This is a genomic window from Virgibacillus sp. FSP13 (genome assembly GCF_054048505.1).
Genome location: NZ_JBSVKG010000015.1, coordinates 39,631 through 66,159 on the forward strand (window position 1 = coordinate 39,631; position 26,529 = coordinate 66,159).

The following is a 26,529-nucleotide window of genomic DNA, read 5'->3' on the forward strand; positions in this document are numbered from 1 at the left end:
AACGCCACTGATAGCCACTAAAAAGTCAACTATGCTAAGGTTCCGACTTTTTTAAAAGAGGCTTAGCCTGCTTTAACGTCGCAACTATAAGAAAGCTAACAATCACTAATAATAGCCATGAACTCACCTTTCCTAGATGAACGAGACTCCATGCCTCGGTTTGATATGGATATTCCCAAGCCCCAAAGAACGTTGCAATATTTTCGGCTATCCATATAAAAAATCCAATAAGCACAAAAGAAAATACGAGTGGCATACGGTAACGCTCTCCATTTACCTCGTAGGTGACCCATGATTTCCAAAAAACGATAATGACAAGTCCAGCTAACCAAAAGCGGACATCAATCCAATAATGGTGAGTGAAAAAATTCAAATAAATTGCAGCTGCAAGAGGTACAACTGCCAAAAACGGTGGCCACTTAACCAATTCAACCTTTAGCCTCCTCCACGCCTGGCAAAGATAACTCGCTACACTTGCATACATGAATCCGCTATACAAAGGCACTCCAAAAACTTTAGAATATCCTTCCTCTGGATAAGACCAGGAGCCCATATGTACCTTAAAAAGTTCAAGCGCAAGTCCAATAAGGTGGAACAATGTGATAACCTTAAGTTCATCCCGTGTTTCAAGCCCAGAACGTACCATCCAGACCTGCATCAGAAGGAAGATGATGAGCAGCCAGTCATACCGTAGCAGGAATGGAAGTGGAACGATTTGTGTAAAAGCCAAAGAGGCAAAAATAACGACAGGAAACAAACACGATAGGGCCTGCTCCCAACCAAAACGAATGAGTTGTTTTAATGCTCTCATGATTTGTGCCTTTAAAGGTTTTTTCTGATAATCATTTTGAATGGTTAAATTCATGAGTAACTCCTCTCCTATGAAGGCCCTTTCTGTAACGATTGTTGCTTTTAACCTTCTATTTGAAAATGTGAAGTAAGTGTTATGTTGATTTCGCATTGTTTAACGGCAGCTGTTTTTTATTGGCGTAATTCACCCGCTCAGATAACTGTTCAACGGCTGCTGACCAATCGCTTCTGCAAACATGTCCCCCGTGAAATCAGGAAAATACACATCCGTGAAATACAGATCCGATTCAGCGGACTGCCAGAGCAGGAAATTACTTATTCTTTTCTCCCCACCCGTCCGGATAATCATGTCGGGTGACGGCAGGTTCCCTGTGTACAAATACCGCTGCATTCTTTCCTCAGTTATATCATCTTCGCTAATCTTCCCGTTCCTGACTTCCTCAATCAGAGTTTTAGCTGCATGAACAATATCATCCCTGCCACCATAATTGAAAGCAAAATTGACGATGATACCGGTATTATTCTCTGTAGAAGCAACCGCTTTTGCCAGCACTTCCCGGGTCTTTTCGGGGAGTGGGTCCGTGTTTCCGGAAATCCTGATTTGAATATTCCTTTTCATAAAATGAGGAAGCTTTTTATTAAAAAATCTTATCGGCAAATTCATCAGGTAATTCACCTCATCAGAGGGTCTAGACCAGTTTTCTGAGGAAAAGGCATACAGTGTCATTACCTTGATACCCAGCTCAATACTGGTGTCAATTATCTCTTCCATTCGCTTTGATCCCGCATAATGGCCTTCACTTCGACTCAGACCCCTTTTTTTACCCCATCTTCCATTCCCATCCATGATAATTGCCACATGATTAGGACTTTCTTTATGCATCTGACCTCACCCTCCTCTGTATTTTTCGAGTTCCAGCCCAAAAGTGACCTATTATCCTTGGATGTCTTCATCACTCCGGTATTCTAAAACATCTCCAGGTTGACATTCCAAAGCCTTACAAATCGCCTCTAAAGTAGATAATCGAATCGCTTTTGCCTTTCCATTTTTCAATATAGAAAGATTAGCCATCGTTATTCCAACCCGCTCGGAAAGTTCTGTAACGCTCATTTTCCTTTTAGCCAGCATCACATCAATATTGATTATAATCGCCATTGTTTTCACCTCAGACCGTTAAATCGTTTTCTGATTTTATATCAATCGCCTGTTTTAAAAGCCTTTGAAGAACTGCAGCAAAGACCGCAATCACCATGGAAGCAAAAATAATGACCATTCCAATTACGATGATACCTGGGGCGTCATCTCTCTCCGCCATGAGATAAAAGAGTGGCATGCCTACCACATACAAGATACTGATTATGATTGCACAGTATTTTATATTCTTTAAAGCTCTTACAGATAAATCCGAGAAAGCTTTATTTTTGTCAATATAGCTTAAAAGTTTAAAAGCTTGATACAGCGCAAAATAAAAAGGTATCGCCGCCCCATACATAACGATTAAAATGAGATATTTAATAAAAGCAATATCTGGATACAACTCTGCAGCAAAATTCGCTATTCCAGGCACCACAAATATGCACAACGCAAGAATTGGGATTCCAATAAGGATAACAGCTATCTTTAAAAAGAGTGTTGACCCTCGTTTCATAAAAAGCACCTCACTTATTTATTATGAATTTGATTTTAACATGATATTTATCGTTTTACAATAAATAGTTGTTGATTATTGTTATATAATTATTGTTTTACTTTTAGACAAAATAAAAAGCATTCCCCATTACAAAGAAATGCTCTATAACCTTAAATACTCGATATTTTTATATTTAAATAACAAAACTATTGTGTATAAAAACATGCCCCACATTGAACATAGTATCCATTCATAATGATAGTATGGTTAAATTTCTAAGGGGAATTTTAAACATCAAATTCATTTTTTGATTGGTTTAATAATTGTCGAATTCGTGCTTTATATGGATCTTCTGGGACTTCCACAGATGCCGTTCCATATACTTTTGTTTGGCAACTAAGCCGCATGCCTTCTTGAATCTTGTCAAATCCGAGACGTTTTATCTCAATATCTCGTACCTGATTAACACCTGCTTGATTTTTGATGTACACTTTACATGTTGTACATGACGCTTGACCACCGCACTTATGCTTTAATGGTAACCTGCCTTGCATAGCAGCGCGTAAAATTGTGTGGCCCTTTTTAATATTAACTTCTTTCACAGCGTTATCGGCATCACGAAAGATAACTGTAGCCATTAAAAAGTCCCCTTCACTAAACAAAAAATGTTTCCTTGTCGCAAAATTTTAACACCATTATGTTTAAAATACAACTATCCGAAGTGCGAAGATATTACCACTTTGCCAACCTTTCCTAGTTTTGCGAGCGGCATCAATGTCAACGCATTCCAACCACCTGCTTCTGCCCGTTCGCCGAGGGTTAATTCTCCCCGGTAAATGGATCCTTCCCGTTGAAACCTCGATACTGGTTATTAGAATTTTTGTATAAATCACTCGTCCTTAGAATTTTCCAACCAAGTTAATGGGCCTAATATGGTATAATTACCCACAACTTTACTTCTCGAAAGGGTGAATAACATTGAACGCAATTGGAGTCGATGCTGGTGGGTCACTTGTGAAAATTAGTTACGAGGAAAAAGGAAAACTCCATACAAAAACGTATCCAATTGAGGAAATTACCACGTGTTTAAATTGGCTACAGATGCTATTTCCAGATGCTACCCTCGAACTGACTGGCGGAAAAAGCGCTTATTTACAATCAATAGCAAAGCAGAGAACTCAACTAGTTGATGAATTTCAAGCAACTGTTGTAGGAACCCGCTATCTGTTAGCGACAGAAGAACAGAAGGCCTCCGATCATTTTATCCAGGTACATATCGGAACAGGAACTTCGATTTTCCATGTCACCCCGGATTCCTATGAGCGCCTATTAGGAACTGGAATCGGCGGTGGTACGTTCATGGGGTTGGGAAAACTTATTTCAGGAAAAGACACCTTTAATCAATTAATCGAACTAGCTGCACAAGGAAACAGTCAGCATAGTGATTTATTAATTAAGGACATCTATGCACCAAGCCCCTCCCCGCTCTTAGGTGATCTAACGGCAAGTAACTTCGGCAAGGCCAACTTGAATGAAAGCGCGACAACAGCGGATCATGTAGCGAGTCTAGTTAGAATGATTGGCGAAACGTTGGTACTGCTCGCAACACATGCGGCAACAATGCACCAACTGAAAACCATTGTATTCACCGGAAGCATGTTGAACGGAAACCGACCGTTAAAAGAACTAATAGCCAGTTTTCAAGATATAATGGACTTTAACTCAATTTTTTTAGAAAAAGGTGCGTATGTTGGGGCGATAGGTGCATTGCTGGACGTGTGAAAAAGAAAGACTCTTACTTCAGAGGTGCAAACAATAAAAAATAAATACTAGTTCAAACGTTAATTGGCATTGATTATAATGCTTTTTATTTAATGTCATATTAGGATGTTTTCAAGAACTGGGAATATTACTGGATTTTATAAACATAAAAATTACATTAAAAGGCAGATTAATTGGATTATTATTTTATCTATGCCAGTACAGTGAACTATGAATACTTTAATATGAAACAACAAACACATCTTACTAGATTATTAATATTCATACCCACTGTTTTTATAATTTACCATATATTTTATCGAATAATCAAAAAATTATAGGAAAGATTGGTTTTTATGGTAATTTAGTAATTGTTATTTTGTTCTTCCCTCTCATTTATCACTTTTGGGAAACTTTGATTTTTGGTCCATAAAACTTTGGGTTGTTAAATAATAAACAGGTAGCTTACCTTGAATAAGCTCTTAGTTCGTTAATGTGGCAAGGTTAGTGGTAAAGAACTCCGCGGGATTAACAAATTGAAGATGCACATATTTATATGGGGGGTTATGGTGGAAAAATCAGATATAAATAGTATTATACGAAATAAAAAAGCATTATTTTCTTTGTCAGCTTTTATGATAATTGTAATAGCAGTTATTTTAATTTATTTAATTTCATCAGCTTCAACAACAACAGCAGTTATTACAGTTTTGGAAAAGGGATACTCTAAAGACAATCAAGAGGCTTTTATTATAACAGCTCCTCCCAATTCATCTGATAAAATTTATGAAATTAAAATATTAGTAAAAGAACCTATGGTATGGAATTTAATTGAAAAAGGAAAAGTCTACACTATCGACTATGATTCGAAACAAAATGATAGGATCTTAAAAGAAATTCATATCTTTGGTGATGACAAAGCAATAGAATAACTAACCTTTTATTAGAGGAGTTGGCTAAATGGCTGAATTAGCCCTTAGTGATTAGTTTCAACAATAATCAATTAGTTAATATCAAACTGACTGGAAGGTTAATAGCTTCAAAATAAACTACGTAGATCCAATTTTTGTATTGTGCTTATCTCTGCTAGAACTACGGTGGCTTCTTATTGATCTGTGATAGTTACATAATAACGAAAACCAATGTATTACAATTCTGCAGATATTTCGTAATTATAAACGGTATGGCCTTTGCCAACCGTTTTTCTTTTAGTGCTTTAGAAAACTTTCCAATGGAGTATGTCGTCTAATAAATAGGAAGGGGGAACGGATGTGGATGACTTAGCAGCAGATGTGTTTGAAATAGAAGATAAGGAAGTCCTTATAGATGAGCTGATGAACAAGTATGGACAGGAAATCTTACAGCTTGTTTATTCATATGTAAATAATAAAGCGGTCGCTGAGGACTTAACCCAAGATATATTTGTTAAATGTTATCGTTCCTTGAATACATACAAGGGAAAATCAAAGTTAAGAACATGGTTGTGGAGAATTGCAATCAATCAGTGTAAGGACTATTTAAAGAGCTGGTATAACAAAAACGTAACCACTACAGAAAATGAATCTGTATATTCGGGATGTCAAAAAGAAAGTGTTGAGCAAACAGTTATTCAGAATGATGAAGATCAAAGATTAGCATCAGTTGTGATGAACTTACCAATAAAATATCGAGAAGTGATTTATCTTTTTTATTTTGAAGAATTACCTATCAAAGAAATTGCTGTGGTTATAGAGGTGAAGGAAAACACTGTGAAAACAAGACTTAGAAGAGCCAAGGAACTCCTAAAAGAAAGATTGGGGGAATAAGCAAATGGAAGATCGGTTAAAAGGGCTTCGAAAATCTATGGAGAATACTACCTTTAAACAGTTAAACTTTTCAGAGCAACAACGTAAAAAAGTTCATGAAAAAATCAACAAAAAATATGAAAATGAAGAAGAAATCTATTTAGCAGTATTACAATTACTTATTCATGAAAAAACTGGATATGAATTGACACAGTTACTACGGGCAAGGGGTGTTCAAAAATTTGAGGGCAATGAAGGATTTTTATACATCCTGTTACACCATCTAGAACATACTGGTGTAGTTAAATCTGGTTGGGATAGCTTGGGAGACAAATATTATCAACTAAATGATAAAGGAAAAAAAGTTTTGCGAAATGCAGAAAAAAGTTCCTGGAAGAAGCGATTTGTATTAAGAGAATTGATACAGGAGTGAGACAAAATTGAACAAAAAAGGGGATCACTTTTTAAAAGAAGTCACAAATCATATTGAATCAAAGGAAGCAAAGAAATTTGTGGCAACTGAATTGGAATTTCATTTGCAGAAAGCTAAGAACATATGGATAGAAAAAGGTTTAGGAAAGGTGGATGCTGAAGACAAGGCGGTTCAACAAATGGGAAGTCCGATCAAACTCGGTCAAGAACTTAACAAACTTCATCGTCCAAGGGTTGATTGGTTAATTATTATTTTATTAGTGACCGCTATGGGGCTAAGTTTCTTGCCGATTGTATCTCTCGGGGATGCAGGCCTTATGGATGTAAATCATTTCCTAAAAAACAAGGTGATTTTTGTTATTCTAGGTGTTGCAGCAGCTTTTGGGATGATGATGGTCGATTACCGAAAGTTAGAAAAGTTTGGATGGATGTTTTACATAATTGGAGTATTTATTCTCTTAGTAATAAGCTTTTTTCCAAATATAATAATGAATGGAGAACCCTTTATAAAAATTGGACCGATCATAATTGAATGCCAAATGGCTGTACCGTTCTTTTTTCTAGCTTGGTCTTCTTTTTTCAATAATAGTAGGCTTAAAGTTTGGCATCTTGGTATTTTATTTTTATTTTCTCTGTACCTATTTTTGATGATACCCGATCTCTCCGCAAGCTTTATCTATACCATGATGGTATTCGTTATGCTTTGGTGGAGTAAGTTAGGTAAGAAAAAAATACTCATCACTACAGTTGTATCCATTAGTTCATCTATCATTGTTGGCTTCTATATTTGGTTTTCTGCAGAGGAATATCAATTGCAAAGAATTTTGGGGTTTTTAAATCCAAAAAATTATGTTGATGGTGCGGGTTATACGTATGTACGTTTGAAAGAGCTAATGTCGTCAGCGGAGTGGTTTGGTACATCTGGAAAGAAAGAGTTTATTCCAGATGCACATACTGATTTGGTGTTTGCAAGTCTGACTTACTATTATGGGTATTTGTTTGCGCTTATCCTTGTCTTAATACTTTCCCTTTTTGTAGCAAGGATAATGGTTATATCTCATAAAATAAATGGTCATTATGGTAAATTGCTTCTTGTTGGTGGAGTGACTCTTTTTGTAGTCCAGTGCATTTATAACGTTGGAATGATCCTGGGCTTATTACCGATCACTTCTATATCCTTGCCTTTCATTAGCTATGGATTGATGCCAACTCTGTTTAATGCGTTTATAATGGGTGTCGTGTTAAGTGTGTATCGAAGGAAAAATTTGGTATCAACTTTCAATTAAATTAAATCTAGAAATTTAATTAATTTAAAAAAGCAAATTTATTATTCCGGAATAGGGGCTTTAATTGAACCAGGAATAAAAAAACAAGGCTTAGAGATAAAAATTTCTCTAAGCCTTGTTAAATGGTATTTATAGTACGAATGGTGTTGTGAAAATGGAATGCTCTGTGTTTTCCCATGTTTTTTCAAAACCCCTCACTTCATAGGCGTAAAGGCTATTTCTTAAAAATTTCCTCAATCATTTTATCAACATGGATTTCAGTCGTATTTAACAATGCGAGGTCAGTATCCTCCTCGTTTATAATCATCGGCAGTTCCGTACATCCCAAAACGAGGCCATCCAAATTTTCCTTATCGATCATGTCCTGAACTATCTTAAGAAACTCTTTTTTCGTTTGTGGGTCAACAATGCCATTTTCCAATTCATCCACAATTTTTTGGTGCAAATATTGCTGCACTTCTTCTTCCGGCACAAAAATCTCCTTTTGCCCTGTCAGAAAAGGCCTTTTGAAAAAATCATGCTCCATGGTAAATTTTGTCCCTAAAAGCCCTAACCGCTTTAATCCCAGTTCTTCTGCTTTTTCATATGTTGCCTCCACAATACTGATCATCGGAACATCGACCTTTTCCCGCACCTGATCAAATACGATGTGTGGGGTATTGGCAGAGATAATAATGAAATCAGCGCCAATAGATTCCAGCTTTTGCGCAGCTTCTCCTACATAATCAACGAGGGCATCCAATTTCCCCTCCGAAATGAAACGGAAAATGTTATACATATTAATGCTATTAATGAACAACTCCGGTAGCTCCTGTTTACTGTTCACTTTTTCCTGATATTTTTTTATAAATGATTGATAGTAATCGACCGTTGATTCCGGACCTAAACCTCCGATAATGCCTGCGTGTTTCATTCGACCCCACCCTTTCTTTATAATTCAAATGTTTAGTAAAAAGGTATGTCTTTCTCTATATTATCACGATTTGCAATTATTTGTGGCGAAATGGTACAAGCCTTTTCAACTTTCTCCGGGTCTACTTACGATGTCTCATGCAAGCAATGTGCAGTAAACCAAAAGAATTTTTGTCGCGCCTACAAGCATTTATAAGTGATAAAACTGTACATTTTTAGGGCTATAAAGGATCTTATGAATCGATATTTGTGGAAGGTTAAGGGCCCAGGGAACTTAATGTGTCATAAAGTGCGTGTTCAAAAAGGAGGATAAAAAGGACCGCGTCGACTAAAACCGCTGGCGTCCTGCCAGCAACGCCGACACTAGCACGTCCTGTGCGTCGAAAGTTCAAGGCGGCGTAGCTTTGAGTACCGGAACGGGCTTCCATAGGATGTGGTGACTTCTGCGTTGCCCACAGGACGTGGGCGGTTTTAGCAGAAGTTCCTTAGCCCGTGAGGAACGGTGAGTCTTGCCAACGAAGAAATTCGATGTGTCATTTTTACCGGACTTTTTGAACAACCTCATAAAGTAAATACATTAAGATTCCCAAACCTTCTATGCTTTAAGACCGTACATAAAAATCTTAATTGCTTTAATCTCTTTCACTTAAAACGTCCTTGATAATTTCTATGTGAAGTGCAGACCATGCTTTTTCTTTAAAATGAAAGATGGCACTTCCAGTTAGAATAATTAGATATAGCGAAACAAAACCTATCCAAATTAGATTGTTGTTACGAAATATAAAGTCTTGAATATTTCTTGAAAACAAAAACAACAGCCAGGGAATTGCGGTGACAAATATGGGTATTATACCGGTTCCGTTTTGCTCCTTAATCATTCGATAATAGACTAATTTGAGAATTTCACTATCTAGGGATTTATAGTAGGATTTAATTTCAGCAGTTTCTTTAAGTATTTTGTTGGTATGGATGTCTTTTTGTCGCTTTAATGTTAGATATGTTTTATGTGCATCTCCACGGAAAGAAAACATGATGTCCCCCTTTCACTGAAAAACTTAATAAGCTTTTCCTTACTTACTATGCGTTATTTTACCTAGGAGATACGACCATATATCAAAAATTTGTTTAGGTTTAACAATAGATACATCCCCAATCAAAAGCTTTTTGCAAGCTACGTGTGACATGTCTTGTGAAATCTGTTCTGTTATACTTACCCAAAGAATAGTTTTTGTAATTAGGAGATGAGCGGCGATGAATGAAGCCCAAAAACAGTCGAAAATTAATATTTCATTTATCATTTTATTAATTGGTGTATTCATGGCAGCGCTCGACAACGGTATTATCAGTGCTGCCCTGACAACGATCAATTCTTCCTTTCATGTATCGGCAACACTAGGATCTTGGGGGATAACCCTGTATACACTTGGGCTTGCTGTTACTACACCAATTGCAGGGAAATTGGCCGACCGATTCGGACGAAAAAAGTTATTTCTGATTGAAATAGCGATTTTCAGTATCGGTTCATTAGGTGTAGCGTTAAGTCCGAATTTTGCTTTTTTTCTAGCTTCACGTCTCTTTCAATCGTTTGGTGGCGGTGGTATTTTTATCATTGCCAGTTCTTATGTCATCAGTACATTTGTAAAAAACCGCCAAGGGAGCATGCTTGGTTTACTCGGGGCAATGAACGGAATTGCTTCTGTAATTGGGCCGAATATCGGAAGTTTCCTGATCGACTTGACAGGAAATTGGCATTGGCTATTCTTTATTAATGTACCAATCGGGATCCTGTTATTTGTGTTTGGATGGTTTTCTCTGCGTGAGACAAAAGACGTTGTCATGTCCAGGATCGATCTTCTGGGTATCACACTCTTGTCTTTATCCATTCTGAGTATCATGTTTGCTGTGAATAATCTCGGAACTGGCAATTTATTAGATACATTCCTTGGTTGGAGTGTACTTGGTCTATTGCTACTTGGCATAATTATTTTTGCCGGGCTGCTGTTGCTGGAGAAACGTCAGGAAAAAAATAATGTCGACCCTATTTTGCCGTATGCTTTATTACGGAAACCAACTTATTCCGTGACCATGATCATGGCATTTATGTCGGGGACATTCATTGGATCTGTCATTTTCATCCCGTCCTTCGCAGAGCAAATACTGGGCATTCCTGCTGCCAAATCAGGTTACTGGATGACACCATTAGCACTTGCCTCTGGTATTGGCGCTGGCGGTGGTGGTTATTTTGTTGATAAGAAAGGTCCGGTCAATACATTGATATTCGCGGGAATTGTCTCGTTTATCGGCTTTGCTGGGCTGGCATTCTTGACCGACACAAAACTGGCATTTATTATATTTACTGTAATTGCCGGTATTGGCTTCGGCTTTGTGTTGGGCGCCCCATTAACTGTTTTAACATCCAATGCAGCAGGGAAGCAGAAAGGCACTGCCATTGGCACATTATCAGTGTCACGGCAAATCGGGCTGACGATAGCACCTACCATCTTTGCAACATTTATACAACAAGGATTTAGTAAGCTTGGTAAACTGATCCCGGAAAAATTACAAGCGCAGCATATTGATATGAAGGATATCCCACAGGATGCAATGAAGCACATCCAAGGCTCGGGGGGTTACAGTAATATTGAGGCACAAATCGATCAAATCCCTGTTCCAGAAGTCAGACATGCCATACGTGATGCCTTCAGCGAGGCTGCACATGCTGCATACCAGCCAATTTATTTATTCGTTGCAATCGCATCCCTACTAATGATTGTAATCGCACTAAGTTTCCGAAAACAATTCAACAAAGACGCACAAGAATAGTGGGACATGGGGACAGGTTCATTGTCCCACTTTAGCTTAAAGTAATATCTTTCAAAAGGAAAAACAAATCATTGGGAATCAAAGGGGTATTTCTTTACTTCCCCCTATTCCCTTTACCACTCGTGCTCCCTGCAAGTACCTCTTCATTTCAGAAATAATGCTTTCTTCATATGAACAACCTGATAATAATGTAGAATTCACTACTATTCTTAAAAGCCCTTTTTCTTAATATCCTAAATCCTCCTACCTTTATCTATAACCTTCTAATAGAGTTGAAATCAACCCCATTTCCTAATCTATAAATAGCCCCATGAATGCTAGCAATGCCTATCACATCATACTGCCCACCTGCGCTCGAATTTGTAATGATTCGTTCATACTCCATTCATTTAACAGGAATATAATCTGGTTATAAGATAAAGATGGAGGCATTAACGATGAAGCTTGCATGGAAAGAAATGAAGAAGAGCAAAGCACGATTTATGATTTTAGGATCTATCGTTTTTCTAGTTAGTTTATTAACATTTATCATATCCGGATTGGCGAATGGCTTATCCCAAGACAATGCAGCGTTAATTAAAGACTTGCCAGATGGTCAATTCTATATGAACGAGGATGCTGATGAAACATACAACCTTTCTAAAATAGATGAAAGCACGCAAAATAGACTCCTAGAAGAGAAAAATGGTGCTGCAGCGTTTTCCATCCAAATGGGATTCGTGAACGATACGGATGACAAACAACATAGTGTTGCTTTTGTCACCTCAACTGATTCAGAGCTATTTGAAAATGTTGGCGAGGGTGAAATCGTCCTCGATCGTTCATTAAAAGATAAAGGTATAAAAGTCGGTGATACAGTAACGAACAACCAATTAAACGGTGATTTTAAAGTGAAGGGATTTGTCGATCAAAAGAAATTCGGCCATGCACCTGTTGCATATATCAATATGAAAAACTATCAAGACATATATCATGTGCACGAGATGCAAATGGTATTCATCCCCGGGCTGGAAAAAGCACATGACGTTTCAGGTTTGCAATCATTTTCAAACAAAGACTTTCTTAACACGATTCCGAGTTACAGTGCAGAACAGATGTCACTCAATATGATTGTTTGGTTCCTTGTCGTCATTAGCGGAATGTTGTTTGCGATATTCTTTTATATGATGAACGTGCAAAAAATCGGCTTATATGGAATTTTAAAAGCAATTGGTGTCAAAACAGGTTCCCTATTTAGGATGATGTGGTCACAAATGGTTTTCATTACTGTTATAGCACTCGCTTTGTCTGTTGCACTAAGTCAAGTTTTCACCATGATCGCACCAGATGGAATGCCATTTAATTTAACTACGCAAACAACAAGTCAGTTGTCACTCATTTTCATGTTTATTGGGTTTATCGGAGCTACACTATCCGGTATCCAAATTAAAAAGGTCGAACCACTACAGGCGATCCAACAAGGAGAGGTTTAAATGACAGTTTTTGCAATGGATGAAGTCAAAAAAACATTTACAAATGGTGAAATAAAAGAACAAGTATTAAAAGGGATTAATCTTTCCCTTCATGAAGGTGAACTAACAGCTTTAGTAGGTGCATCCGGATCAGGTAAAAGCACACTCCTTACAATAGCTGCGGGCCTTCAACGTACATCAAATGGGCAAATCCTCTTTGAAAATCAAAATATGACGAATATGGGGCAAGAGGAAATTCGAAAGATCCGCGCAACACAGTTCGGCTTCATCTTTCAATTTTCTCACCTTGTTCCTTTTCTTACAGTAGAGGAGCAACTGATGTTGATGCTGGATGTTTCAGGAACTAACATGAAAAAGCGACAACAAAAAGCGGAAATTGAGAAAATCCTTAAATTGGTCGATATGAATCACCGAAAAGATGCGTACCCCGCTTCATTGTCAGGAGGAGAAAAACAGCGGGTAGCTATTTCTCGTGCCATTATTCACAGGCCTAAAATGCTGTTTGCGGATGAACCAACGGCTAGTCTGGACTCAGAAAGGTCAAAGGATGTCATGACACTGATTCAGAGACTGACGAAAACGTTAGACATTACAACATTGATGGTAACCCATGACGAAGAAATGCTTCCCTATGCTGATCATATTGTTACAATGAAAGATGGATTAATTATGTGAAAAGGCTTCGATTTGAGGCCTTTTTTTGCGGATGGAATGTGGGGTTATGATGCTTGTTGTGCTGAAGACTAATCTATCAAGTGCGTTTCTTTCCCAAATAACCCGATATCGTCTATTTTCCATCACGGGACCTGCGGATAATTTCAAATGCGTCTTCATCATTTTCAACATAGTCCTGATTTTGGGCAGCTTTTTTTAACTGGCTAAGAATATCCTCATTTGAAAAAACAAAATCTGTCATTCGTTTTCGTTGGGTTTCGGTTAACTTAGTTTTCTTTTCAAGGGAGACAGCATAACCCATTTTTTCTTCCAATACATAAACCAGATCTTCAGCTTTAATATTGGATTAATCCTGAACAACATCGTCAAATTGATTTCGCGAAATATATTCCATAACACTCACTCCATCCTTTTGATTAGTATAACATATTATGTTGAGATTATTTTTTATCATGTCTACCTCTTGATAGTACAAAAAACAATAATCTCTTACTTATTTGACCGTTTTTGTTTTTAGGATATATTGTATTCTAATCATTTCCCCCTCGCGGATTATTTTAATGATATGTATATGCATAGATTCTGTAAGGAAAGCAAGGAAGGAATAAGGTGATGATTCCTTCCCTGCACTTCTTTCTCAACTTAAACTTTCACTCCCAATTATCAATTTCCTCTTGAAATGCATTTTGGATTTTATCATTTGTCCTACTTATGGTTGACTTTTAGAATATCAATTACTTCCTTTGCTGCCTGTGCAATCAGCTTATCATTATAATCAGCATCCTTTTCATCGCGGCTGGAAAGGATCGCAAGCACAATGGGTTCTCCTTTCGGCGGCCAAATGATACCAATATCATTTCGCGTTCCATACGATCCCGCTCCAGACTTATCGCCAACTTTCCAGCCTTTCGGTACACCCGCACGAATTAATGTATCTCCAGTGGTGCTTCTCTTAAGCCAATCAGTTAAAATCGAGCGTTTCTCCGGCGGGAGTGCGTCTCCGATTGCGAAAGTCTGGAGGCTGCTAGCAAGCGCTTTTGGTGTACTAGTATCACGGGTTTCCCCCGGTTTTACTTCATTTAGTTCTGGCTCAAATCGCTCTGGATCGGTAACATTATCACCAATTTCCCTAAGTGATTGTTTAAGTCCACTTGGTCCACCAAGTTGCTCAAGTATGAGATTCTCCGCAGTATTATCAGAGTATCGGATAGAAGCATCGCTAAGCTCTTTTAGAGTCATTCCTGTATCAACATGTTTCTCTGTAATTGGATTATAATTGACAAGATCATCACGAGTATAGGTAATTATTTGATTAAGGTCTGCGATTGATTTTTGTTGTAACAGTGCTCCAACAGTTAACGCTTTATGCGTAGATACATATGCAAAACGCTCATCTGATCGATACGTTACGGTTTGGTTTGTGCCAGTATCCAGTGCAAAAATACCAAGTCTAGCATCAAATTTATCCTCAAGTTTGGCAAAGGCATTTGTATTTGCGGTTTCTTGGTCTTTTTGTTCAGGTTGAGCAGAGTGAGCATTATCCTCTGAACAAGCTACAAGTGTGACACATGAGAGAATGAATACAAATGCAATTTTTTTAAATCTAAACGTTTCGAAAATCGTGTTCCAAGAATTCATTAAAATCAAACCTCTTTCTAAAAATTTTTCTCATAAATTCAAGCCAGTTTTGCAAATAAGTACCATTGGTTTTCAAATATGTGTGCCGAAGCTTCTCAGTACCTTTTCGTTAACCGTCTCCTACTGCAACGATGCAAAAACGTTTCTTGCTTTCGGAACGACATAGCCGCTGCCACCACGCTGTTTCACATCTTCAATCATCATTGCTAGCAGCAATTCATTATCTTCTGTATCAAATCCAACAAACCAGCCATTTTCTGTCCCGTTTTTGTCGTCTTTATTTTTTTTAATTTCGGCTGTACCAGACTTTCCTGCAATGGTCATGCCAGGGATATAAGCACTGTGGGCCGTACCATTAGGGTTCTCAACAACCTGGATTAAATCTTCCTTGATTAATTCAGAATTTTTCGGTTCAATTAAATTTTCTACCCATACGGTTCGTTCTCCTTCTTCCTTCAATAGGTAAGGGGATAACAAATCACCTTCATTCACAAACGGTGTGTAAGCTAATGCAAGATGAAGGGCACTCATCATAACCTCTCCCTGACCATAGGCAGAGTCAGCCAGCTGTGCTTCATTACTTATCCCATTATTTGAAAGTATGGAGGGCTCAATAGAAAATGGAATAGGAAGTTCTTCTTCAAATCCGAATGCCTTTGCTTCTGTTAAAAAGGTATCTTTTCCCATTTCGAGTGCTTCTTGCGCAAAATAAATGTTGTCAGAATAAACAAATGCATCTCGTAAATTCACGGAAGTTTTATCATGAACGCGCGTAACATAGTAGTCACCCCATGACTTACCTTTTGACCAGCGAAGACCCTCGATATGTCTGGTTTCACCCGGATCGGTTACACTTGACTTTAATCCTACAGCTGCTGTGATCGTCTTAAATACTGAACCTGGTGCGTAGCGATTGATAAAACGGTTTAAAAATGGTTCTTCGGGATTATCGCTCCATTCTTTCCATTGTTCATCAGAAAGCCCTCTAATGAAAACATTTGGATCATATGAAGGTGAACTGACTAAAGATAAAACCGCTCCCGTTTTTGGATCTATAGCTGCAGCAGTCCCAGCATCTCCTTGTAAATGATCATATATTTCTTGTTGAAGGTTGGCATCAATCGTTAGCTGCATGTCTTCTCCTGGAACAGGCTCCGTTTTTGCCAACGTTTCCTTAAAACTTCCATCAGATTTTCTAATATAAATATGACCACCGTTTTCCCCTCTTAGCTCTTTCTCGAAAATCTTCTCCAATCCAGTTTTGCCAATAACATCCCCTGAGGAATATCCTTTCTCTTTCAATTCTGCAAGTTGTTCCGCGTTGATTTCACGTACGTAGCCGGTTAAGTGAGCCGCTGAAACTCCGAAGGGATATGTACGAACAATTTTTTCTTGAGCCGCCACTCCGGGAATTTCAAAAAAAGGCTGAAGGTTTTCCTCATCCATTGGTAATATGGCAAGCGGAACAAATGAATCTGAGTTCACCCATGAGGCATTTAACTTCTTGTTTATTTCATCAATCGTTATTCCCAATAAATCGGATAACTTTTCCTTAGAATCTTCAGTTTCATTGTCAAGTTTGCCTGGTACGACTCCAATGACGTTAGCTTTGGCGTTAATCGCAAGCCCGCTTCCATTTCTATCGCTGATTTCTCCTCGCGACGCTTCTAATGTTTCTGCCCCGATTGTTTCTCCTTTTTCTAGAGAAGGAAAAATGAGCGCTGGTTCCCATTCCACGAACCATTCCTTGTTAGATTCATTTTTTTCCTTAACTAAAGTTGCATGATGAGTAAATTCAATAGGTCCAGCCATCGTTTCCATTTTCACATGATATTTGAACGCAACAGAATCGTCTTTCAGATCCTCTTCGGCTTTATTATCAAATATTCCATCCACCTGTAAGTTCTTGATTTCAATTCCTTTGTAGATATCCGTATATCGCTTCACAAATTCCTTATTAGTGATTTCCTTTTTAGATTGCCGTGATAGATGCTGAAACATTTTTTCAAAATCCATGTCCTCCCAACTAGAAAGATATGCTTTAAAAATGTCCTCCGGTTTTCCCTTATCTGAACAACCTGCCATAACAGCAAGAAATATAGCCATGATTACGCCTATCCAAATTCGTTTCAATCCTTCCAACTCCTTTACAAACGATCCATTAGATTTTACTTTTTTTCAGAAAGACAATCATTTGGATTACATGTGTAATATAATACTACATTTGTAATCCGCATATGTCAAACATTTCTGGAGTTAGGGAAATCATCAATCTAGCAGTGTAATTGTTAGATTGATAAACCGAAAACCAAATGCTAGAATTAGGTATTATATTTGTTGAGGAAAGATACCAAGGAATTGATCAGAATATAAGAACAAGATCAGGGGGATGGAGACGATAGCATGTTCCTTAATCATTTTATTATAAGTTTAATGGTATCCTCTTTTACCGTTGTAGTTATTATGTTGGTGAAAAAAGTGTTCCAAAAGCAACTATCAGCGAAATGGCAATATAATCTATGGTTTTTGTTGTTAATTGCATTGACGCTTCCTTATATACCGAATCATTTATTTAATTTTGGCGATCATTCTTTTTTATTGGATACCAATCTAAGCACAGGAATAAGCCATTCTAATAGTACCGATGGAGGTCAAGCGTTTGGCAATGTAAATTGGATGCAGGACTTTACGATGTCTGTAAATCGTTACAATTTGGAATTTCTGAACATCATAATTTCCGGCGTATGGATGGCAGGAATGTTCGTTTTTATCATGCTAACAATACCGGCTTGGCTAAAGTTAAGAAACATTAAAAACACTATGTCCGCGCCAAAAAATAAAGAGGTTATGGTCTTATTTGAACGATGCAAGCAGCGTTTAAATATATCGAAGCATGTGATTGTCAGCGAATCGCCGCTTGTTAAGTCCCCGATGACGTTCGGTCTTGTTAAAACTTATGTTGTGCTGCCGATTCATTTTGATGAATGGTTGTCTATAGAGGATATCAAATACATTTTTTTACATGAATTGAATCACTATAAACATAAAGATATTGTAACGAATTATGTAATGGTCATTTACCAAATTTTATACTGGTTCAATCCACTTGTTTGGATTGCTTTTAGGGAAATGAGATTGGATCGTGAAATGGCCTGCGATGGTGCTGTTTTAAAATCTTTGGATGAGCATTCTTATGCAGAATATGGGAATACCATTATTAATTTTGTGGACAGAACATCGAAACCGAGGAATTTCTTTTTAGTAAATCGGCTAAACGGTACCAAGGAACAAATAAAAAGACGCATCGAAAGGATTGCATCTTTTACAACTGAATCAAAGTTGTTGAAGCTGAAGAGTATCGTTATTTTTATGCTTGTAAGCGTATTTGTTGTAAGTCAGATTCCATTTATTTCTGTAATGGCCGCCGACAATAATCGTTATGATTTTCAAAATGAGCGCACCGTGTATGAGGATCTAAGTGAATACTTTGGAGAATATGAAGGCAGCGTTGTATTATATGATATGCAGGCTGATCAATATAGAATCTATAACGAAAACAAAAGCACACGGAGAGTTTCCCCAAATTCTACTTACAAAATTTATAGTGCGTTGTTTGCATTGGAGTCCAATATCATAACGAGTGAAAATTCCACAATGAAATGGAGTGGAATACAGTATCCCTATGATTCTTGGAATATGGATCAGAATTTATCAACAGCAATGGAAAATTCTGTGACCTGGTACTTTCAGGAATTGGATAAGAAAACCCAGCAAGATACTATCCAGGCCTATCTGAAACAAATAGGCTACGGTAATTACGACCTTTCTGGTGGAATCGAACAATATTGGCTTGAATCATCTTTAAAGATATCTCCAGTAGAGCAAGTGCAATTACTGAAAGCTTTTTATACAAACAAATTTGCATTTAAGGAGAAGAATGTCCAAGCCGTTAAAGATGCGATCAGATTAACGGAAAAAGATGGTGCGAGGTTTTTTGGAAAAACTGGTACTGGTACTGTAAATGGAAAAAATATTAACGGTTGGTTCATTGGGTATGTGGAGACTAAGGAAGACACTTATTTCTTTGCTACTAATATACAAAATGAAGATAATGCCTATGGAAGCAAGGCAGCAGAAATAACCCGATCAATTCTGAGGGATAAAGGAATATATTGAGGACTTTTAGAAAAGTAAAGTTGACATCTCTATATGACAAATATATGAATGTATTAGCATTTAATCTGGAGAAGGGTTAGGAGGAGAATAGTAGTGTCTAAAAAAGTACCTAGTATCTCAGAAGCAGAATGGGAAGTTATGAACGTGCTTTGGGAAAAAGCCCCGCAAACAGCCAATGAAGTCTTTCTCTCCTTACAGGAACAAACAGATTGGAAACAAAAAACAGTACGTACCCTTTTGGATCGTCTTGTCCAAAAAAACGTAATCGGTGTAAATAAAAATCAGAAGGTCTATACTTTCTTCCCACTATTCTCACAGGATGAATGTCAGCGGGCCGAGACAAAGTCTTTTGTTAAGCGAATTTATGGTGGGACGTTAAAGTCATTGCTAGTTCAATTTATCGAGGAGGATTCCTTGTCTGAACAAGATATTAAGGAGTTACGCTCCATTTTGGATGAGAAGCCTAAAAACTCAGGCAAGAAAAAATAAATTCAACTTAGCAGTAGTCAATGATGATATTTTCCCATTACCCCTCTACAGTTTCATGAATCTGCCCTTGAGCATTGTTTTGTTATGTTCGGAGCCTTACTTGTTTACAACGAGTTATAGATATTGTTTCTTTTGACCTGAAAAACGCCCCTTTAGATAAAGTTATCCAAAGGGGTAAAACGGTGCAATTTTTTATGAAACGGTGTAACTTAATTCAGAGCCTTCCCAACTCGATCAACTACCATTTCAATTTGCTCCCGTGAAACGTCAAAATGAGTTGTGAGTCGAACCGTAAAGGGATTGAATTTGCTCGCCAAAATATCGTTTTGTTTTAATAACTCCACAAATTCATTTGCAGTCATACCTGCCTCTTTCGTGTTGACCATAACAATGTTTGTATCCACATTATTCTCGATAGCTAATCCGTTAATATCCGCTAATCCTTCTGCTAGTATCTTGGCATTGTCATGATCCTCTGTCAATCGATTTACCATTGTTTTTAGTGCTACCAATCCCGGTGCAGCAATGATCCCTGCTTGACGCATCCCTCCACCAAGTCGTTTTCGCCATTTACGTGCTTTTTTTATAAAACTTTCAGAACCGGCTATGATAGAACCGACTGGAGCGCCCAGTCCCTTAGAAAGGCAAAATTGCACAGAATCAGTACAAGCAGCATATTGTTCCACATCGATACCAGTTGCAATGGACGCATTGAACAAACGTGCACCATCCAAGTGTACCGGAATGCCTTTACGTTGTCCGATACGATATATTTCCTTCATATTTTCAAGCGGAACAACAGCACCGCCAGCACGATTGTGGGTATTTTCAAGACAAATAAGCCCCGTTTCAGGCATATGTATATCGTCCTCTCGAATTGCAGTCTCCACATCTTGCGGCGCCATCACGCCACGCTCCCCGATAATCGTTCGTGGCTGTACGCCGGCAAAAGCCGATATGGTTGCCCCTTCGTAATAAAATATGTGCGATTCCGCTTCCAATATAATTTCCTGACCTGGCTGACAATGTGTCAACACAGCAATTTGATTTCCCTGCGTGCCACTTGGGACAAACATTGCTTTTTCTTTACCGAGCATACTTGCAGCCAGTTCCTCCAATTCGAGGATGGTTGGATCCTCCTCGTAGACATCATCCCCAACGACCGCGTCAAATGCAGCCTGGCGCATTTCGGGTGTTGGTTTGGTTACCGTATCGCTTCTTAGGTCGATCATGGTTTTCTCCCCTTTGCATGTGTGATAGTTTACTATTTTTCTCTATTCTGTTGAAGTTAGAACATTCCTATTATATCATTATATTAAAATTTCCTTCTACTTCTCACTACAACTAATTTAATCACATTAATTGAATAGGGAATTTTTTGACTTACATTATTTTATATTTTAAAATTCTAATTAGATCGGCAGGGAAGCAATCGCAATCACACATCGTGGTTAGGGATTGCTTCCTTTGTTTTTTCTTATGGAGTTCAATTTGTACCTCTTTACCATTTTTATCAACTACAATATATAGATTTAAAAATTACATTTATATAATTAACCCAGATTGTTAGGCACTAGGTAGCCGCACTCCCATATTAAAAACCTTGGAAGACATTTATCCAATCAAGGCTTTCCAAGTATTTAGTATTAATCATTATCATTTTTTTCCTTTAAAAAATCAGGGGCAATCCAAATGTCATCAATTTTGTAATCAACTAAATCATCCTCTTGCCCACGTGATTTTATAAGTACTAAAAATTCTTCAAAACTTCTCGCAACATGCAAAAGGGAATTAGGCCTAACATCTTCATTTATAAGTTCTGTGTCATGGCCCCATAAACTTATTGACCAAATTTCAATGTTTAAACAAACTATGTTCCCTCCCTCAACTCTACATATTGGTATATTCCCTTTTGGTATCCGATCTTAGTTCACCATATACGTCTTTTAAAATAGTTGAGAGGGCTTGTTAACTTCAATGCTGCTATTTCATTAAACGATATGATCGAATTGTCTTGACAAAAAATTACGTGCCATCTCACTTATGTATCGATTCATTAACTCAAGATCTCCATCTGCTGGCTATCCAGGTCATACAGCTGTTCGGATATTTCCCCCCCATACACACTTCCCCCCTCTCCGCCATAGCCTATAGTAAAAACGCCTGGAGGTAAGCTTATGGAAAATGAACAAAAAGTCCCGAAAAATAGGTCGAAGTGGACTCTTTTTGAAGTGATTGGTGTTTCGATCATTGTCATTTCACTTGCCCTGCTATTCCTTGCCCCAGACTCACTTTCGCAACTATTCGATACCATCATCAAAGAAGTAAAACCTGTTGTTGTCGATACTTTCTTAACAAGTGAAGTGGGGATTGCTGTCATTGTCAGTGTTATTATTGGGCGAATGTTGGAACGGCTTGGGTTTACAGACGGCTTGATCCGGATCTTTGTACCCGTTATGCGCTTGTTTAAAATCAATCCGTCCGTCATTATTCCAAGTGCTTATAATATCCTTGGTGACATCAATGCTGCTGGAAAAATTGCCGGGCCTATTCTTGTGAAGGCAAAGGCAACAAAATCGGAACAAAAGATTGCTGTAGCAACGATGATCCAATCACCACAATCTTTTGCGACATTTGTGTTAGGGTTGATTGCTTTATCCGTATTTGGGATCAACGCTTTCCCACTTATCCTGCTAGCTATATTTGCACCATTGATCATTGTGCCTTTTATCCTATCTAGAACTATATATCGCGATACGAAAAAGGTGACGCTTACTGAACTGCCACGTTTTACACCGAAATCGACTTTTTTAAACACGATCTTTTCGTCGGCAAAAGAAGGAACACAATTACTCCTGTTAGTGATTATTCCGGCTGTGACGGTTGTGTTTATTTTGATCGGTATTTTAAAATTCACCGGGATATGGGATCCGATTGAAGCAAGCATGGCCTCATTAATGACAATGGCTAGCATTGAACCTGACACGGGGATCACTTCTTTCTTGGTTGCCCCGACACTAGCTGTTGCGCAACTAGCTGATTTAGCAAGTACCATTGATCCGCGTTTAATCGTTGGATCGTTCGTACTGGCAAACTCTGGCCTACCAATCTATGTTATTCTCGGCCAAATCCCTGCCATTTGGGCGGAGTCAACAGATTTACGCGAACGCGAAGTCATTACCGCAGCATTAGTCGGAATGGTAATCCGGATTGCAACTGCATGTATTCTTGGCTATTTCTTAACTCCTTTCTTGGTGGTGTGATAAATGAGAAACACGTATTTGATTCATGCTGGAAAATTAGTAACCGTAAGTGAACTTGGTACGATTTACGATGGCGGAATGGTAATCAACGATGGAAAAATAGCGGATGTTGGGGATATAAATGCACTGCAAAACCAATTCCCGACCCTTCCCATAAAGGATTTTTCGGATTATGTTGTTACACCCTCTTTAGTAGATTGCCATACCCATCTGCTCGAATTTGCTCCATCATCCTTATACCCGATAACGGAGAAGACACATTTCTTAGCAGGAAAAGCAATTCTTCTTCACGCTTTAACATCAGGAATAACCGCACTCGGCGAGCAAATATGTGGCCATCCAGCCTGTGATTTTGCGATTGACGATTATCGCAATGTTGTAAAAGATGTTCCAATGGATATTTCATTTGCCGCTACAAGCATATCGATCGGATTTAAAGAATTGGCCCATTTCACTTCTATAACAAAATCAAGAACCGTTCGCCAATCCGACCTATCTGACTCACAAATTGTTGAAGAAATTGCACGGCAAAACGATTATCCCGGAGAAAATTTATTCATTAACGCAACACCAGCAAATTTCACAGCAGATGAAGTTCCACGAGCTGGTGAAATCATCTATACCCTTGAGGAATTAAAACGCATTGTCGAGATATACCATCAATACGGCAAACAAATCGGGGTGCATGTCGCTGGTGACGAAGGAATACAAATGACATTGGACGCCGGTGTAGACGTTCTGCATCATGCACACGGAATTTCAGATGAGCAGATTGAACGGGCAAAACATCAAGGTACAAAAATAGTCGCCACACCAATGGGCGGAACTCATCTCGAACCAAATTCACCCGAAAACATTTTGAAACTAGTGAAACATAACATCGATGTTTCCATTGCAACCGATGCCTATTTGCCACCATATCCAGATGTCGACTGGCTGCCTTTTACAGATCAAACATTGCAAGGACCGGATGCATTGATGAAAATCGCCCAACCTGGGATGAAACTTTTGCATGAGAATGGGTTTGATGAAAACGAGGTACTTGCCTTGCTGACAGCAAATCCGGCTACGATTTTAGGTAAGGGTGAGCGATTTGGAAAGTTAGAGCAAGGGATGGATGCTAACTTTTTAGTGGCCGAGGGTGTTCCGGGGTTGGAGATTGTGGATGTGGAGGATGTGAAGCGGGTTTATTTTTGTGGGGATTGTGTTGTTGATCGGATGAAGGTTTAAATGTTTAGGAGATTGTGCAGTCATTTGTTCGTGGAAACAAATGACTGCTATTGCTATCTCCTTTTATTCACCTCTTCAATCTCGAATCCTGCCTTCTTCGCATAACCATACTATTTAAAATGTTGGCAGGTTTAATTAATTTCATTATTCAACTTCTTACTTTTATATTTCTACAGTACTTGAAAATGTGTTACAATTTTCCTAATAGAGGGACTAATTAATTATAAGGATTCAACATTCACATTTCTATCATTTTTAGACATTAAAAAAGCATCCTTAATAAGTAAGTAGTTCCGTTACTGAAGAGGAACTTTGGGAGGCAAAATAACCTCCTTTTTTTATGCTTAATTACACCAACTTTGACATAATGATTAGCTAATAGAAAGTAAGGTGTTTCTGCAAGGAAGATTGTTTTTTTGTTAAAATTTACATAAAGACTTATTCAACTAACTGGCAGGATTATTGAATAAGTGCAAGGCGGGGGATTACCAAATGCGGAAAAGTAAGATATTCTTCATTGTTGCAACTTTAGTTATTACTTTGATAGGTTGTTCTCAGATTGAGGAAGGAACTTTTATTCAAGGGAACATAACAGAAATTAACGAAGAAAGTGGAGAGATGGAAATTGAAATCGAATCATGGACAACAATTAGCGATACAGCATCATCTACAGAGTCAAATAAAATTAAAATGGACTCAGATTCACAAATTATTCGAGTTTCCAATCCAGAAGATTATGAGGAGGGGCAAAAAGTACAGGTAAAAGTTATCAAAAATTATGATGAAGATGTTTGGGATTTGGATAGATTAAAATTTGAAGTAGAAAATGTAAATTAGGAATATTAAGCTAACAGGGGCTTTAACGAAAGAAAGAGTTGCGGAGATGGCAACTCCTGTGCTTATTGAAGAAAAGGGCAGGTTACTTGAATTAAAAATGTTAAAATAACAGGAGTATTTACATAGTGAGGTGATATTAAATGAACGGTTGGTTATATGGTTTATATGCTTTAATAATAGCAATAGTCTCTATATTTACAGGGGAAATAGTAACATTTGTTATGCTTGGATTTATTTTAATAAGCCTTCAAAATATCCATTCTACCTTAAAGGAAATATTAAAAGTTAATAGAGAGGAAATTCACTAACTGGTGCGTTTCTTTAATAAGGAATTGCACCTTATTTCACTATTGGATATTTAGTGCAAGAGCAATGATTAAATGATATTCAATAAACGAACCATTTTGTGGAAATAGGATTAGAGGTGTTTTAATGTCAATAATCTTACAGTATTCCATTTTGATAGTTTTTATTTCTCTGGCTGGGTGCAATAGTATTTCAAAATATGATGATAACGAAGCAGCAGCTATTGTAAAAGGACAAGAAACTACAATAGGTGATTTACGGTTTTTATACCCAGATGATACTGCGTTAGATTACCTTGAATGGGCAATAAATGCAGAGTTGGTAAAACAAGAGGTAAAGGATATGGGACTTAATATTTCCGACAATTTAAGTGATAACGATGACTGGTTTGAGGAACTGCCTCCTAAAAACACAAAAGATGAAGGCGGAAAGCAAATTCGTAAGTTTGCCGAATCACAAGCTAGAAAATTAGATATGAAACCTGAAGAATACCAACAAGAATATGCAAAAAAAATTGATGAACAAAATGCTTATATGGTTACTTATCTCGAAGAAAAGTTAGGGGAGGCAGAGTTTGATGATGAAAAAGGGATGGTTGAATTTAACGAGAAATCCAACTATCTATTAGAGGAATTGGTTGAGGAGAATGAGGACGAAATTGAAGTGTTAATTGAGTAATTTATACCACTAATGGGGCCTTAGTTAAAGAACACTTTATAAAAAATAACACACAAACATCTAAAGGCATTGCTACTTTCAGCAATGCTTTTAGATGTTCCTTTAACCGCCAAATTAACATAGGAGTTAACAACAACATTCGTACCGTTTTTTTTTAAACATATGTCAATAAAAATTGTCACCCTTCCGTTTTTACCACTAATAGAGTTGCTATTTAACTTGTTAAAACGCATTAAATGCCTTTATAACAACAAAAAAGCAGGTGTTAAAATACCTGCTAAAATGCTTGTTAATTTAACTGTTATTTCTGGTTTTCTCTGCGTTAA

26 protein-coding genes are annotated in these 26,529 nt (G+C 37.7%); 15 read left to right on the forward strand and 11 right to left on the reverse strand.

The window, feature by feature from the left end:
* Positions 1 to 34: 34 nt before the first annotated feature.
* From ACW2QC_RS13230 to ACW2QC_RS13250, 5 genes are all read right to left on the reverse strand, one after another.
* The gene (locus ACW2QC_RS13230; RefSeq protein ID WP_457544481.1) at positions 35 to 811 is read right to left on the reverse strand and encodes a DUF817 domain-containing protein; all 777 of its coding nucleotides are present in this window, start codon (positions 809 to 811) and stop codon (positions 35 to 37) included.
* A 183-nt stretch (positions 812 to 994) separates the two neighbouring features.
* A complete protein-coding gene (locus ACW2QC_RS13235) occupies positions 995 to 1,693 on the reverse strand; it encodes an isoprenyl transferase (RefSeq protein WP_457544440.1) in 699 nt (232 codons plus the stop codon).
* Positions 1,694 to 1,744: 51 nt separating this feature from the next.
* Complete coding sequence (locus ACW2QC_RS13240; RefSeq protein ID WP_457544441.1) at positions 1,745 to 1,966, reverse strand: helix-turn-helix domain-containing protein; 222 nt, start codon at positions 1,964 to 1,966, stop codon at positions 1,745 to 1,747.
* A gap of 10 nt (positions 1,967 to 1,976) precedes the next feature.
* A complete protein-coding gene (locus ACW2QC_RS13245) occupies positions 1,977 to 2,459 on the reverse strand; it encodes a DUF2975 domain-containing protein (RefSeq protein ID WP_457544442.1) in 483 nt (160 codons plus the stop codon).
* A gap of 269 nt (positions 2,460 to 2,728) precedes the next feature.
* Complete coding sequence (locus ACW2QC_RS13250) at positions 2,729 to 3,079, reverse strand: 2Fe-2S iron-sulfur cluster-binding protein (protein ID WP_457544443.1); 351 nt, start codon at positions 3,077 to 3,079, stop codon at positions 2,729 to 2,731.
* 340 nt (positions 3,080 to 3,419) lie between these two features.
* Between ACW2QC_RS13250 and coaW the strand changes: the two genes are divergently transcribed.
* From coaW to ACW2QC_RS13275, 5 genes are all read left to right on the forward strand, one after another.
* Entirely contained in the window at positions 3,420 to 4,223 is an 804-nt protein-coding gene (gene coaW / locus ACW2QC_RS13255; RefSeq protein ID WP_457544444.1) for a type II pantothenate kinase, read from the forward strand.
* Between the two features lie 548 nt (positions 4,224 to 4,771).
* The gene (locus ACW2QC_RS13260; RefSeq protein ID WP_457544445.1) at positions 4,772 to 5,134 is read left to right on the forward strand and encodes a hypothetical protein; all 363 of its coding nucleotides are present in this window, start codon (positions 4,772 to 4,774) and stop codon (positions 5,132 to 5,134) included.
* Between the two features lie 339 nt (positions 5,135 to 5,473).
* The gene (locus ACW2QC_RS13265) at positions 5,474 to 6,007 is read left to right on the forward strand and encodes a sigma-70 family RNA polymerase sigma factor (protein WP_457544446.1); all 534 of its coding nucleotides are present in this window, start codon (positions 5,474 to 5,476) and stop codon (positions 6,005 to 6,007) included.
* A 4-nt stretch (positions 6,008 to 6,011) separates the two neighbouring features.
* Positions 6,012 to 6,419: a PadR family transcriptional regulator gene (locus tag ACW2QC_RS13270; protein WP_457544447.1), complete on the forward strand. Its 408-nt coding sequence runs from the start codon at positions 6,012 to 6,014 to the stop codon at positions 6,417 to 6,419.
* 7 nt (positions 6,420 to 6,426) lie between these two features.
* Complete coding sequence (locus tag ACW2QC_RS13275) at positions 6,427 to 7,704, forward strand: FtsW/RodA/SpoVE family cell cycle protein (protein WP_457544448.1); 1,278 nt, start codon at positions 6,427 to 6,429, stop codon at positions 7,702 to 7,704.
* A 214-nt stretch (positions 7,705 to 7,918) separates the two neighbouring features.
* Here the strand turns inward: ACW2QC_RS13275 and ACW2QC_RS13280 are convergent, their stop codons facing one another.
* The gene (locus ACW2QC_RS13280) at positions 7,919 to 8,617 is read right to left on the reverse strand and encodes an aspartate/glutamate racemase family protein (protein WP_457544449.1); all 699 of its coding nucleotides are present in this window, start codon (positions 8,615 to 8,617) and stop codon (positions 7,919 to 7,921) included.
* Positions 8,618 to 9,248: 631 nt separating this feature from the next.
* The gene (locus ACW2QC_RS13285) at positions 9,249 to 9,647 is read right to left on the reverse strand and encodes a hypothetical protein (protein ID WP_457544450.1); all 399 of its coding nucleotides are present in this window, start codon (positions 9,645 to 9,647) and stop codon (positions 9,249 to 9,251) included.
* Between the two features lie 220 nt (positions 9,648 to 9,867).
* On the opposite strand from ACW2QC_RS13285, the gene ACW2QC_RS13290 reads away from it, so the two are divergent.
* From ACW2QC_RS13290 to ACW2QC_RS13300, 3 genes are all read left to right on the forward strand, one after another.
* Positions 9,868 to 11,439: an MFS transporter gene (locus ACW2QC_RS13290; protein WP_457544451.1), complete on the forward strand. Its 1,572-nt coding sequence runs from the start codon at positions 9,868 to 9,870 to the stop codon at positions 11,437 to 11,439.
* Positions 11,440 to 11,876: 437 nt separating this feature from the next.
* The gene (locus ACW2QC_RS13295; protein ID WP_457544452.1) at positions 11,877 to 12,911 is read left to right on the forward strand and encodes an ABC transporter permease; all 1,035 of its coding nucleotides are present in this window, start codon (positions 11,877 to 11,879) and stop codon (positions 12,909 to 12,911) included.
* Positions 12,912 to 13,586 (forward strand): ABC transporter ATP-binding protein, encoded by a 675-nt coding sequence (locus ACW2QC_RS13300; protein ID WP_457544453.1) that lies wholly within the window; start codon positions 12,912 to 12,914, stop codon positions 13,584 to 13,586.
* Positions 13,587 to 13,698: 112 nt separating this feature from the next.
* On the opposite strand, the gene ACW2QC_RS13305 is transcribed toward ACW2QC_RS13300, so the two are convergent.
* From ACW2QC_RS13305 to ACW2QC_RS13315, 3 genes are all read right to left on the reverse strand, one after another.
* Positions 13,699 to 13,887, reverse strand: coding sequence for a hypothetical protein (locus ACW2QC_RS13305; protein WP_457544454.1), 189 nt, complete (start codon positions 13,885 to 13,887; stop codon positions 13,699 to 13,701).
* Between the two features lie 404 nt (positions 13,888 to 14,291).
* Complete coding sequence (gene bla / locus ACW2QC_RS13310) at positions 14,292 to 15,224, reverse strand: class A beta-lactamase (RefSeq protein ID WP_457544455.1); 933 nt, start codon at positions 15,222 to 15,224, stop codon at positions 14,292 to 14,294.
* A 120-nt stretch (positions 15,225 to 15,344) separates the two neighbouring features.
* The gene (locus tag ACW2QC_RS13315) at positions 15,345 to 17,357 is read right to left on the reverse strand and encodes a penicillin-binding transpeptidase domain-containing protein (protein ID WP_457544456.1); all 2,013 of its coding nucleotides are present in this window, start codon (positions 17,355 to 17,357) and stop codon (positions 15,345 to 15,347) included.
* Positions 17,358 to 17,627: 270 nt separating this feature from the next.
* On the opposite strand from ACW2QC_RS13315, the gene ACW2QC_RS13320 reads away from it, so the two are divergent.
* Both ACW2QC_RS13320 and blaI read left to right on the forward strand, forming a co-directional pair.
* A complete protein-coding gene (locus tag ACW2QC_RS13320) occupies positions 17,628 to 19,400 on the forward strand; it encodes a BlaR1 family beta-lactam sensor/signal transducer (RefSeq protein ID WP_457544457.1) in 1,773 nt (590 codons plus the stop codon).
* Positions 19,401 to 19,493: 93 nt separating this feature from the next.
* Complete coding sequence (blaI, locus tag ACW2QC_RS13325) at positions 19,494 to 19,889, forward strand: penicillinase repressor BlaI (RefSeq protein WP_457544458.1); 396 nt, start codon at positions 19,494 to 19,496, stop codon at positions 19,887 to 19,889.
* Between the two features lie 209 nt (positions 19,890 to 20,098).
* Here blaI and ltaE read toward each other — a convergent pair whose 3' ends face one another.
* Entirely contained in the window at positions 20,099 to 21,121 is a 1,023-nt protein-coding gene (gene ltaE / locus ACW2QC_RS13330) for a low-specificity L-threonine aldolase (RefSeq protein WP_457544459.1), read from the reverse strand.
* A 945-nt stretch (positions 21,122 to 22,066) separates the two neighbouring features.
* On the opposite strand from ltaE, the gene ACW2QC_RS13335 reads away from it, so the two are divergent.
* The 5 genes from ACW2QC_RS13335 to ACW2QC_RS13355 all read left to right on the forward strand — a co-directional run bounded on the left by ACW2QC_RS13335 (position 22,067) and on the right by ACW2QC_RS13355 (position 26,203).
* Entirely contained in the window at positions 22,067 to 23,152 is a 1,086-nt protein-coding gene (locus ACW2QC_RS13335; protein WP_457544460.1) for a hypothetical protein, read from the forward strand.
* A gap of 3 nt (positions 23,153 to 23,155) precedes the next feature.
* Positions 23,156 to 24,382, forward strand: a complete 1,227-nt coding sequence (locus ACW2QC_RS13340; protein WP_457544461.1) for an amidohydrolase family protein — start codon at positions 23,156 to 23,158, stop codon at positions 24,380 to 24,382.
* Positions 24,383 to 24,874: 492 nt separating this feature from the next.
* Complete coding sequence (locus ACW2QC_RS13345; RefSeq protein WP_457544462.1) at positions 24,875 to 25,219, forward strand: hypothetical protein; 345 nt, start codon at positions 24,875 to 24,877, stop codon at positions 25,217 to 25,219.
* A 140-nt stretch (positions 25,220 to 25,359) separates the two neighbouring features.
* Positions 25,360 to 25,527 (forward strand): hypothetical protein, encoded by a 168-nt coding sequence (locus ACW2QC_RS13350; protein WP_457544463.1) that lies wholly within the window; start codon positions 25,360 to 25,362, stop codon positions 25,525 to 25,527.
* Positions 25,528 to 25,651: 124 nt separating this feature from the next.
* Positions 25,652 to 26,203, forward strand: a complete 552-nt coding sequence (locus tag ACW2QC_RS13355) for a hypothetical protein (protein WP_457544464.1) — start codon at positions 25,652 to 25,654, stop codon at positions 26,201 to 26,203.
* The last annotated feature ends 326 nt before the right edge of the window (positions 26,204 to 26,529 follow it).